Annotated in this window: 9 protein-coding genes; 3 read left to right on the top strand and 6 right to left on the bottom strand. The window is 60.4% G+C overall.

All coding sequences use genetic code 11. The features are described 5' to 3' along the window. Nucleotides 1-17: 17 nt before the first annotated feature. The 4 genes from ACM6IP_RS11735 to ACM6IP_RS11720 form a co-directional block, all read right to left on the bottom strand. Nucleotides 18-1,355: an MFS transporter gene (locus ACM6IP_RS11735; protein ID WP_095167408.1), complete on the bottom strand. Its 1,338-nt coding sequence runs from the start codon at nt 1,353-1,355 to the stop codon at nt 18-20. 110 nt (nt 1,356-1,465) lie between these two features. Then, a complete protein-coding gene (locus ACM6IP_RS11730) occupies nt 1,466-2,404 on the bottom strand; it encodes a hydroxymethylglutaryl-CoA lyase (RefSeq protein ID WP_095167410.1) in 939 nt (312 codons plus the stop codon). Then, a complete protein-coding gene (locus ACM6IP_RS11725) occupies nt 2,401-3,594 on the bottom strand; it encodes a CaiB/BaiF CoA transferase family protein (RefSeq protein WP_095167412.1) in 1,194 nt (397 codons plus the stop codon). The genes ACM6IP_RS11730 and ACM6IP_RS11725 overlap by 4 nt, the downstream gene beginning before the upstream one ends. 115 nt (nt 3,595-3,709) lie before the next feature. Next, on the bottom strand, nt 3,710-4,621 hold the full coding sequence (locus ACM6IP_RS11720) for a LysR substrate-binding domain-containing protein (protein WP_414861533.1): 912 nt from the start codon (nt 4,619-4,621) through the stop codon (nt 3,710-3,712). Nucleotides 4,622-5,176: 555 nt separating this feature from the next. On the opposite strand from ACM6IP_RS11720, the gene ACM6IP_RS11715 reads away from it, so the two are divergent. Genes ACM6IP_RS11715 through ACM6IP_RS11705 form a run of 3 tightly spaced genes read left to right on the top strand, consistent with a single transcriptional unit; the run spans nt 5,177 to nt 9,387 of the window. After that, the gene (locus ACM6IP_RS11715) at nt 5,177-6,721 is read left to right on the top strand and encodes an OmpA family protein (protein WP_095167416.1); all 1,545 of its coding nucleotides are present in this window, start codon (nt 5,177-5,179) and stop codon (nt 6,719-6,721) included. 18 nt (nt 6,722-6,739) lie between these two features. Next, on the top strand, nt 6,740-8,554 hold the full coding sequence (locus ACM6IP_RS11710; protein ID WP_414861532.1) for a hypothetical protein: 1,815 nt from the start codon (nt 6,740-6,742) through the stop codon (nt 8,552-8,554). Then, complete coding sequence (locus ACM6IP_RS11705) at nt 8,554-9,387, top strand: hypothetical protein (RefSeq protein ID WP_414861531.1); 834 nt, start codon at nt 8,554-8,556, stop codon at nt 9,385-9,387. Before ACM6IP_RS11710 ends, ACM6IP_RS11705 begins: the two co-directional genes overlap by 1 nt. A 213-nt stretch (nt 9,388-9,600) precedes the next feature. Here the strand turns inward: ACM6IP_RS11705 and ACM6IP_RS11700 are convergent, their stop codons facing one another. Both ACM6IP_RS11700 and ACM6IP_RS11695 read right to left on the bottom strand, forming a co-directional pair. Beyond that, a complete protein-coding gene (locus ACM6IP_RS11700; protein ID WP_095167420.1) occupies nt 9,601-10,887 on the bottom strand; it encodes an OprD family porin in 1,287 nt (428 codons plus the stop codon). Nucleotides 10,888-11,178: 291 nt separating this feature from the next. Beyond that, a complete protein-coding gene (locus tag ACM6IP_RS11695) occupies nt 11,179-11,874 on the bottom strand; it encodes a DsbA family protein (RefSeq protein WP_414861530.1) in 696 nt (231 codons plus the stop codon). Nucleotides 11,875-12,062: the final 188 nt, after the last annotated feature.

Genomic DNA, 12,062 nt, shown 5'->3' with positions numbered 1-12,062 from the left:
CATGAAACCCTTCTCCCCTAGTCTTCGCTCTTATCCAGGGTACGCAACCTCTGCGGCAATCCCCACAGCAACAACGCTGCGGCGATCAGGCTGGTAACGCCGATGACGTAGAGCGCCGGTGTGGTACTGCCTGTCAGGTCCTTGATGCTGCCGACCATGACCGGGCTGACGATGCCGCCGAACTGGCCGAGGGTGTTGATCAGGGCGATGCCGCCCGCTGCGCCTGCACCGGCGCCGGCCAGGAGTTTGGAAGGCAGGGTCCAGAAGGTTGGGATGGAGGCGATGATGCCGGTGCCGAGCAGGGCCAGGGAGAGGATCAGCAGACTGGTATGGGCGGCGAAGATGCCGGCGCTGAAGAAGCCGATGGCGCCCAGGGCCACCAGTGCGCAGACAAATTTTCGGCGTTCGCCGCTGGCGTCCGACAGGCGACCGATGACTACCATGCTGATGGCGCCGCATACGTAGGGCACGGCGGTCAGCAGGCCGATGGTGACCGGGCTTTCGACGCCGGTACTGCGGATCAATTGTGGGGCCCAGAAGTTCAGGCCGTAGGAGGCGACCTGAATCAGGAAGTAGATCAGGCCGAGCATCAGGAAGCCGGGCATTTTGATCGCAGCCAGTAACGAGCCGCCGTGCTTGTTGCTCTCGTGTTGCGCAATGCGCGCCGAGAGGTAGATTTTCTCTGGCTCGCTCAGCCAATGCGCATCGGCTATGCGGTCCTTGAGCACCAGCAGTACCACTAGGCCGAGGCCTACGCAGGGCACTCCGCCGAGCAGGAACAGCCAGTGCCAGCCGCGCATCTGCAGCAAGCCGTCCATGTGCTCCAGCACCAGCCCGGAGATCGGTGCGCCAAGTAGTCCGGCAAAGGCCGAGGCCAGGAACAGGGTCGAGGTAATGCGTCCGCGGTAGGTCTGCGGGAACCACAAGGTCAGGTAATACAGCACGCCCGGGGCAAAACCGGCTTCCATGGCACCGATCAGGAAACGCAGCACATAGAACTGCCACTCGGCGGTGACAAACACCATCAGTGCCGTCGCCACGCCCCAGGACATCATGATCCGGGCGATCCAGCGGCGGGCGCCGACCTTGTACAGCATGATGTTGCTAGGTACTTCGAACAGCACATAACCGACCACGAACAGGCCTGCACCCAGGCCGTAGGCGGTATTGCTCAGGCTCAGGTCTGCCTGCAACTGGAACTTGGCAAAGCTGATGTTGATCCGGTCGAAGAAGGCGAACAGGTAGCAGACCATGATCAGCGGCATCAAGCGCCAGGCGACTTTGCGGATCAGCGCCTTTTCCGCGCTGACAACCTCGGTGAGGCTGCTGTCTGGGGTTAGAACAGAAATAGACATGGGGATACTCCAGTTGGACTTCCCGGTGGGAGCCCGATTGTTGTTGTTATCTGGACGAGCGCGCAGGACCGCGTGCTCGCACCTATGCAAGGACAACGATGTACGGACGATCAGCCCGGTAGATTGGCCGGTGGCGGGTGCAGGTCGCAGTTGCGTCCGGCCTTGGCCACTTGCCCGGGCAATTCGTGGCCAAGCAGTGCGGGCAAGCGGCGCGACAGGGTCAACAGATGGGGCAGATCGATACCGGTATCGATGCCCATTTCTTCACACAGGTTGACCAGGTCTTCGCTACAGATATTGCCCGAGGCTCCTGGGGCGAACGGGCAGCCGCCGAGTCCGCCGAGCGCGGCGTCGAAGCGCCGGGCGCCAGCCTCGTAAGCCGCCAGGACGTTGCTCAGCCCCAGCCCGCGAGTATTGTGAAAGTGCAGGGTCAGGTCCGTAGCCGGGACGCGCGCCAGTACTCGATCGACCAGCCGGTGAACCTGGCGCGGGTTGGCCATGCCGGTGGTATCGGCCAGGGTGATCCCCTGCATGCCCAGCTCCAGGTAGGCATCCAGCAGGTGCATCACCCGGTCTTCGGCGATCCGGCCTTCGAATGGACATCCAAACGCCGTGGCAACCGAACCGTTGAGGGTCATCGAGGTGCCACTGGCCAGCGACACCACATCGCTGAACGCCGCCAACGATTGCTCGCAGCGCATGCGCATGTTGGCCAGGTTGTGGGTCTGGCTGGCCGACAGCACCAGGTTCAGTTCATCGACCCCCGCGTCCATCGCCCGCTGTGCCCCCTGCAAGTTGGGAATCAACGCGACATAGATGACGCCCGGGTGGCGCTGGATTCCGCGAAACACCGCGTAGCCATCGCGCAAAGCCGGAATCGCCTTGGGCGAGACAAATGAGCCGACCTCGATACGACTGAAGCCGGCCAGGGACAACTGGTCGATCAACTCGATCTTGTCCGTGGTTTCCACCCACACCGGTTCGATCTGCAGGCCATCGCGCGGCGAGACTTCCTGGACGATCAGGCGCTCGGAAAAGTCGCGGATCATTGCACCACCCCTGCATGCTTGAGTTGCTCAATGTCGCTCGTCGTCAGCCCCAGGCTCTGCAGCACGCTGTCGGTATGCTGGCCCAGCGCCGGGCCCGGCCAGTTGACCGCCCCCGGTGTTGCCGACAGCTTGGGCACGATGCCGGGCATCTTCACGCTCGTACCGCCGGGTAACTGGGCATCGAGAATCATCTCGCGCGCCTGGTAATGGGGGTCGGCGACGATGTCCGCCACGTTGTAGATGCGCCCGGCCGGCACTTGCGCCTGTTCGAGGTGGAGCAACACTTGATCGATCGGCAGGCTTGAGGACCAGGCGCTGATCGCCGCGTCCAGCAGTGCGCTTTGTGCGGCTCGACCGTCGTTGTGGGCGAGTGCCGGATCGCCGCCCAGGTCGCTGCGACCGATTGCCTGCATCAGGCGCTTGAAAATCGGGTCGCTGTTACCGGCAATCACCACATAACCAGCGTCCGCCGTAGGGTAGGTGTTGGACGGCGCGATGCCTGGCAACGCCCCACCACTGCGTTCGCGGACATGGCCGAGCATGTCGTACTCGGGCACCAGGCTTTCCATGAGGTTGAACACGCTTTCGACCAGTGACACATCCACAACCTGGCCATCGCCCTGTCCAGTCTTGACCCGCAGCAATGACATCAGCGCGCCCATTACCGCATGCATCGACGCCAGGGAATCCCCCAGGCTTACTCCGGTGCGCGCCGGAGGCGAATCGACAGCGCCGGTGGTGTAGCGGATGCCGCCCATCGCTTCACCGATGGCGCCGAAGCCGGGGCGATCGCGATAAGGGCCAGACTGGCCATAACCGGAGATGCGCACCAGGGTCAGCTTGGGGTTCAAGGCATGCAGCACATCCCAGCCCAGGCCGAGTTTTTCCAGGGCGCCGGGGCGCAGGTTTTCAATGAGCACGTCGGCACTCTCTGCCAGGCGCTTGACGATGGCGATGCCCTCTGCCGCTTTCAGGTTGAGCGACAGCGACTTCTTGTTGCGCGACTGCAAGTACCACCACAGGGAGGTGCCCTCGTGCAGCTTTCGCCATTTACGAAGCGGGTCGCCCTGCCCGATCGACTCGATCTTGATCACTTCGGCACCGAACTCAGCCATCAGGCGGGCGGCGAACGGGGCGGCAATCAAACTGCCGATTTCAATGATGCGGATGCCTTGCAATGGCCCGGCCATGGCAGCTACCTCTTTTTGTTCTTGGAATTTGCGACCAAGACTAGAGGAGCAACAAAGCACAGATCCAACCGTAAGATCGCAATAGGCGTTCGCGAAAAACGAACGCTATCCGGCGTCAGCCATTCTTACGCTGCAGATGCTCGAACAACAGCAGGCTGACGGGTGACAGTGCGGCCTTGTCCCGGGCCACCAGGATCAAGGTGCGTTGCGCCCAGTCATCGCTCAAGGCTACCGCCACCAGCCCAAGGGCGCGGCCGAACAGATCAAATGCCTTGCGCGGCAACACGCCGATCCCCAGGTCAGCCTGCACCATGCGGCACATGGCGTCGAAGCCGGGCACATGAATTCGCACGCGCAGCGGTTCTCCCGAACTCCTGGCCGCGACATGGGTGCGCATGTTGATGGAGCTGGCGGCATGCAGGCCAATATGGTCGCAGCCCAGGGTGTCGCTGAACGCTACACATTGCCGGCTCGCCAATTGATGGTCGGGGCGCATCAGCACCACCAACTGGTCGCAGCGGTAAGGCACGCTGAACAGCGCCTGCAGGTCGGTGTCCTCGGAGCAGATGCCGATATCGGCCACGCCGTCGATCAGCCCTTGCACCACCCCGGCGCTGGGCCGCTCCTCAAGGTCGATCTTGACCTGCTGGTGATGGGCAACGAAGTCGTGCAGGTCCTCGGGCAGGAACTCGATGATGGCCGAGAGATTCGCCAGCATCCGCACGTAACCGCGCATCCCCTGGATATGCTCTTCCAGCTCAAGACCCATTTTCTCCAGGCCAAACAGCATGCGCCGGGCGTGGTGCAGCAAGGTTTCACCGGCGGCGGTCAGCACCATGCCCTTGGCGTTGCGCACGAACAAGCCGATGCCCAGCGCCTCCTCCAGCTCCATCAGGCGTTTGCTTGCCGCGGAAACGGCAATCGACTCCCGCGAGGCGGCACGCGTCAATGTGCCTTCTTCGCACACGGCGACAAACAGCTTCAAGGTGATCAGGTCGAGGCGTCGAATGAGGTTTCTGTGCAGCATGAGCAGGCTCTCGGTCACGGAACGCGGCCCAGAATACACGCGTTGGCTGCACCGACATCCGCCAGGGTGCCGGGCACTTGTGTCGGCGCGTTTCTCTCCTGCGATCCGGGAGAGTCTGTCAAAAGTCAGATTTGTCGTTTTTCAACATATCACAATGCCACTATTGTTCGTTTTCCCACTATCATGTGCCCCTAACCCTTGATCCAATTGCTGACGGCCCTGGTGTGCTAGATTTGTCGCCTCTACGCGGCACCTACGAACACGGACGTCCCGGCCTTTAACGCCTGGCACTTATACGGATATTCCCCTCCATGGGCTTTTGCCTGGGTCACTGCATCACCTGTTATTTGCCTGGAGTCCTGCGTTATGCACGCGGCTCGGGCTTCTGCGTGCCTGTCGTTTGTTGGCGCAGGGTTTCGAAAACGCGCACTGCGATCGATCAACAAGCACCGCGGAGATTTTCAATCGCCGGCGGGGCGTCACTCATTCAGCTGCTGGGCTGACAAGAATTCCCGTCTGATGGGCGGGTAAAGGAATGGGGAAAAGGACATTGGCATGCGTGTAAATGGAAGAGTGAAACCTACGGCCCTTGCGGTGGCGGTAGCGGTCGGCCTGAGTGGTTGTGCGCAGATCGACAATTACATGGGCGAGTCGTCGGGGACCACCGCCTGTATGACGGGCGCCGCCGTGGGTGCCTTGGTGGGAGTGGCCGTCGTGGTACTGACCAAAGGCGACGGCAAGGACATGGTGGTCGCCGGGACCGCTGGTGCAGGTGCCGGTTGTGGTGTGGCCCTGCTGTACCGCGACCGGGTGCAGAAACTGCAGGCCGTGGCCAAGCAGGAAGGCCTGGTGATGCAGGTCAACGAGTTGAACGCCAATGTCGCCGCCACCCCGAACGCCGCGCCGAAACTGCAAGCCGTTGGGGTTGAAGCCCAGGTCCAGTCTTCGGAGATGTTTGCCGTGGGCTCGGCAGAGTTGACTCCGGCCGGTCGTCGCCAACTGACGTCGCTGGCAACGGCGCTGACGGACAAGCAAGCGGACAAGGCGCCGGCCACGAAGAAAATCCTGGTGGTCGGGCATACCGACGCCACCGGCTCGGCTGATTTCAATCAGAAGCTGTCGGAACAACGCGCGCGCGCCGTAGGCCAGATCCTTGCCGATGTCGGTATTCCCCGTCAGAACATTTACTACCAGGGTGCCGGTGCATCGCGTCCGCTGGCCAACAACGCCACCGAGCAAGGGCGCACCGAGAACCGCCGTGTCGAGTTCGTCGAAGTGCAGAGCGAGCAGTTGCTGGTGGAGCGCGTGCGCAATGAGCGCAGCAACGCCAAGTACCTCGCCCATGGCACTGCGCCTGCAACTACCGCCAAGCCGGCGACTACCAAGCCTTCGAGCAAGCCTGCGGTCGTGGCCAGCAAGCCCACGAGCAAGACCCCAGCCCCGGTTGCCCAGGCACCCGCGCCAGCACCTGAGCTCAAAGCGCCCGTGGTTGCCGACAGCTCGCCGAATGTGCCGCTCAGCGGCAAGGGTGGTGTCGACTTCGGTGGCCGCCCAGTGACCGATACCCGCTCGCAACTGGCCATGGGCATCACCCCGAAAAGCTCGCCCTTCGCCATCATCGGCACCGCCAACGCTGCGGCCCCGCTCAGTTCTTGCGTTGCCGACATGCCGCGTATCGAGGGTCAGGTCAAGAGCCTGGCGGACGACAAGCCGCTGAAGGAATTCGCCACCACCGAGTTTTTCCCTGGCCTGAATGGCAAGCCATGGGCCACTGCGGTGAACGGTCACTCCGTGGCCGTAGGCCCGATTGCCGTGCTGCGTGACGGCGCCAAAGTGGCCCAGGCACCGAAGATGCAATTGATCACCGACTTCGCCGGCGCACAGAAAAAGCAGAGCCCGAGCTACGCCTCGGTGGCCAACACCTACGAAGGTGAAAACCAGATTCTGTACCGCGTGTTCGCGATCGATCAGCAAAAGTCGCCGGTGAGCTGCATTGACATCGTGTTCGACAAACGCGCCGGCAATGCAGTCGCTGGTGAAATCTATTACCCGAAACAGGGTGACGCTTACGTCGCTCAGTTCACTCCCAAGCGTCGATAAGTAGAAAGGAACCCACCCATGCTCGAGATTTTCCGCGCGTTTTTTACCGCGTACTGGTATGTGATCATTCCGGTCGTGTTCACCACGCTGATGGCCATTCCGGTCATTGTTTACTGGTCATCCTTCAAATACTGGTGGATGAACCTGCGCATTCGCATGCCGGGTTTTGGCCGGATTCGCCACTGGGTCAAGAACCCAGGCACAAAGGAAGCCCCGTCCGAAGAGAATCCCAAGGCCCTGGGTTTTCTATCGTCGGAAAGCGAGTTGTGCCATTTTTACGAAGCCTACTATCGCGATCACCAACCGTCGGAAGCGGCCTTCCATCGCAACCAGGACTACCTGGGCAAAATTCATGAGGATGGTCGCCACGAGAAAGGTCTTGGTTTGTGGAGCTTGATTATCATCCTGATGCTGATCGAGGCCACGGCCTTCGGTTTTGCCCTGGCGCCCTTCGCCCTGACCCTGGCCACGCCAAACACCGCGATGGCCGGTGCGTTCGCCATCGGCCTGGTGATCTCGATCATTGGCTTGTTCCTCTCCGAGTTCGCGGGTCGGGTGCTGTACAAAAACAGCGTCATTGATCACATCATGTCCTACCAAAGCCTGCGCCGCAGTGGTAGCGAAGGCGACTTCACCGGCAAGGGTGTCATCACCCTCGACAACACCAAAAGTGATAGCGAGCTGCCCGAGTATCAGCAGATGCTCAACCGGGTCAAAGTGGATAAGAAAGACGGCATGCCCATCAAGAGCTTCGGTGTTCTTATCGGTTATGGCGTATTTATTATCGGCCTGGCTGCAGCGGCTTTCTGGGTTCGTACCGAAACCCTCAACGCTCAGGAAACCGACCTGATTGCCAACCCTCCTGCCATCAGCCAGTCCGCTGACGACTTCCCGAGCAACGATGGCGTGCCACTTCCGGACGACATGCAGGCGATGTCCGATAGCGCCGCAGGTAAATCGGCGCAGGACCAGATCGATGCCCTGCACCGTGCATCCCTGGTGACCTTTGCCGTCTTGAGCGGGCTGTTCATCTTCATCCAGGCGACCTCGACTTACCTGGCATACATTTACGGGTTTGCCGGTATTCACTCACGCAGGGCCTGGGAGTTGGTCCACAAATTTTCCAGCGCCGATGAGTACATGCGTTATCACGCCAGAAAAGCCCGCAGCGTCGCCAACGATGCACAGGCTTCACTGGGCACACTGCAAGGCCTGCAAATGAAAGTGTTCCGCATTGGTGGTGAAGACGAGACAAAGTTGCGCGAGGACTTGTCGAGCCGCAACTTCAAGGCCTTCATCAACGAGGAAGATGACAAGGCCGCGCGCAAAGGTATCAAAGACGGTGAAGCGGGTACCCGGACTCAGGCTCGCCAACTTATCCTGAACTATCTCAATCAGATCATGAGCGATGTGAATGCTGCCATTAAGGCGGGCGACGATGCGAAGATAAACCAATTGATCGCCCAGGCCATGCCACGTCTTGAGCAGATCGATGACAAAGATCCAGAGTTGGTTGGTTTGAAGCAGAGCTTCAACTCCCTGAAAATCTTCTACGTTGCTCCAGCGCCTGCACCCACAGCAGCTCCAGCCCCTGCACCGGTAGTCGCCCAGGTCGTGGCCGTCACCGTGGAAGCCGCCCCGGCTCCTACGCCCGTCGCCGCACCAGCACCCGCAGCTGCTCCATCGACCACCACCTTCGACCACAACGCCTTCGGCGACCTGACCGCCTTCGATGAAGATGACATCGACTACGTGGCCAACAAAAAAGGCGTGGACGCCGCCATTATCCGTCGCGCGCGCAAGCTGCAAATGCTCGATAAGCAGGAGGTCTGATGAAGTTCAAGAGCCTGCTGCTGGCTCTGGCATTCGTGCCCGCTGCCCTGGTGGCAGCGGAGCGCAATGATGTGCCGAGCTGCTACGCCCAGACCAAGATCGAGCAGTTTCGCAGTGCGCCTTCCGGGCGCATGTTGACGGTGGTGGTCGACCAGACCACGCCGCTGACCCAGGACCTGCAGAAAACCGCCTGGGGCCACATCAAGCGCTTCCTGCAGCCCGGCGACAAGCTGCGCCTGTACTCGTTCAGCGCCTACCTCGACGGCCATTACACGCGCCTGCAGTTTGCCGGCGAACTTGAAAAGCCGATCGACCCGGCAGTGCTCGGCGATGTGCCGATGATGGCCAGCCGCAAGTTCGACAGCTGCATGAAGGGCCAATCGACCGTCTTCTATCAGCGCTTCGGCAAGGCCTTCGCCAGCGCCATGGGCAAGTCCAGCTCGGACATCCCGCGCAGTGAAATCCTGTTCAGCCTGAAGTCCATCGGCGACGACCTCAAGAGCGCCGAAGGGGTCAATGAGAACGTCATCCTGCTGATGTCCGACATGCTCGAATACAGCGACTTCGGCAGCTTCTACACCAACAACGGGATCCGCGAGATCAATCCCGGCGTGGAGCTGGCGAAGGTCGAAAAGCAGAACCTGCTGGCTGACTTTGGCGGGGCCCGGATCTATGTGCATGGGGCGGCATTTGTGCCGACCCAGATCAAAAACGGCTACCGCAGCGGCAAGATGATCCAGAACCTTGAAGGTTTCTGGAGCCAGTACTTCGCCAAGTCCAACGCAGAACTCAAAGGCTTCGGTAACCCGGAGTTGACGAGCGCTGTCGAGTGATTGATCGGCCGCCTACGCCTGTAGGAGCGAGCCCGCTCGCGATGACTTCAAGGACAACGCGCCTGTCCAGAAGTACGCGTTATCGTTGACGTCCATCGCGAGCAGGCTCGCTCCCACAAGACGTAGGCGGCCTTTTTCAACGCCAATAAAAAGCCCCGAACCAGTCGGGGCTTTTTTTCAGCCTGGTATCAGGCCGCGATCACGCATGCTTTATCAGAACACGTTGATCGGGTAATCCACGTACACCCGCAGCTCGTTGCCGCTGACGTTGTACTCGCTGGATTTCTGCGACACGCGCAGGATCGAGCTACGCAGCTTCACGCTCAGGTCTTTGGCCGGGCCGCTCTGGACCACGTACTTGAACTGGTTGAAGATTTCGCGCTCGGTGCCACCGGTGCTGGTGGAGGTGGTGATGTTGTCACCACGCACGTAAGCCACGTTGTAGGTCAGGCCTGGCACGCCGAAAGCGCCGAAGTCGAGGCCGTAGCCCAACTGCCAGCTGCGCTCGTCTTCAGCGTTGAAGTCGGACCAGTAGGAGTTGGCCAGGTAGATGGTGTTGCCACCGTCACCGACACGACCCTGGTCTTTCTGGTAGCCGCCGTAGGCGTAGCCCAGGTTGCTGTCACCGGTGCTGCGCTGGTGCGCCAGGGTGAAAGAGTGCGGACCAGTGGCGAAGGTGCCTGCCAGGCTCCAGATCTTGTTGTCGTCGCCAGTGGCGCCGCTTTCACGAACGTAGGAGTCTTCCAGCTTGGTGCGGTAGCCGTTCAGGTCCAGGGTCAGGGACTGATCGCTGGCCAGCGGGAACACGTAGTTCAGGTTGATGTACTGCTTCTTCAGCACGTCTTCGACGTCGGAAGCGTACAGCGCGCCCTTGAACTGCTCGGTGAACTGGTAGCTACCGCCCAACACGTTGATCGACTTCAGGCCACCGCTGTCACGGCCTTCGGCGCTTTTACGCGACTCGGCAGTGAAACGACCGGCGTTCAGTTCCAGGCCTTCGATCTCTTTGGAAGTGATCAGGGTACCGGTGTAGCTTTCCGGCAGCAGGCGGGAGTTGTCGTAGTTCAGCACCGGCAGGGCCGGCATCTGGTCACCGTAGGTCAGCACGGTGCTCGACAGACGGAATTTCACCGCCGCGCCAGCCTTGGACAGGTCGTTGGCTGCAGCGCCGCTGTCGCCTTGCTTGAAGAAGTCGATGCCACCGGCACCGCTACGACCCTTGCCGCCGTCCAGGCGCAGAGCGTACAGACCGAAAGCGTCCACACCAACACCGACGGTGCCCTGGGTGAAGCCCGAGGAGAAGGTGCCAATGGCAGCCTGGCCCCATTCGGCCTTATCGTCGTTACCATCCTTGTAATCGCGATTGATGTAGGCGTTGCGCAGCAGCACTTTCAGGCTGCTGTCTTCAACAAAACCCTTGGACTCAGCTTGGTCATTGGCCATTGCTTGAGTCGCGCTCAACATCCCCAGTGCGATCAGACTAATACGCTTATTCAACATGTTATTTTCCTTATTACGGGTTGATACGCGCTGTGACCGCTGGCTGAAATGGCTGCTTTTGCGCTCTTTTTTCATCCCTAAACAAAAGGGCCCGCCCACACAAAAGCGTGGCGGGCCCTTTTTTATTGTTTTGAGTCGTGGCTACGTGCCACAGGCGTTGGGGCGAATCCTATCCGCGCATGTAACTGTGTGTCAATTTCGTGAATCGTCTGTAATAAGACGAAAATTGTCTAAGAAATCAGTTGCCGGCGGTACTCATAGACTCGTGGATAAGCCGCTGAGCCCGCACGATCAATGGGCACAACCGTCCAGCCCACAGGTCGGAGCCACTGCCGCGCTATCAAGCGCAGGCTGTTTCAGCGACTGGCCCAGCCATTGGGCAAAGGCTTCAGGCTTGCCCAGCCAAGGGCCGATATCGATCAGAGAAAACTGCCCGCCCTGCTCCAGCACCAGCGTCGGAAACCCTTGCCCGCCAACCTCTGCCAGCAGCCCCCGGCTGTGCTTGAAGTGGACCTGCAACTCGTTGGCCAGGACCTGTTTGAACTCAGCATCAAAGGCCTCGGCGTCCAGGCCGATGGCGGTGGCCAGTTCCCGCAGCACCGCCTCTTCGGCAATGCGCCGACCTTGCACATAGTGTGCACTCTGCAAGCACCCGAGCAGTTCCAGGCCACGACCACCAAGACGTTCCGCTGCCAGCACTGCTGCGGTCGGTGGCGCCGAATCGAAGACTGCCGAATGATCGCGCAGCAGGCCGTCGAAATAAGCCTGGCCAAACGGTTGCCCGCTGTACTCGGCAATTCGCCGGTCGTGGGGCATCACATAGTCACGCAATTGCGCACTCACCGGCTGCCGGTTGGCTCCGGTCATCATGCCGCCGCCGTGCAGCAAAACCGGCAAAACCGCCTGCGCTGCCTGCACCAGGGGTTTAGCGCCATAGCACCAGCCACACAAGGGATCGTAAATGTAATGAAGGGTCGGGCCAGACATCCGGGGCTCCAGCAAAGGGTCAGAATTAGTGGCAAGCAGGTTATGCCGGACGCGATCCTGGAAAAACCTCGCCTCGCGACTTGGTTTGTTGCACAGAGCGGTCGAATCGCCAATGAAATAATTAGTAACAATCAATTCAGGCAAGGCATCAGGAATAATTAACGGAAGTAAATAGCAAGCATTACCAT

Origin of the sequence: Pseudomonas sp. IT-P176, assembly GCF_949767245.1 — a bacterium.
Taxonomy (GTDB): domain Bacteria; phylum Pseudomonadota; class Gammaproteobacteria; order Pseudomonadales; family Pseudomonadaceae; genus Aquipseudomonas.
Note: the sequence above shows the minus strand (reverse complement) of the source record. Positions and strands in the feature narration are given on the sequence as shown.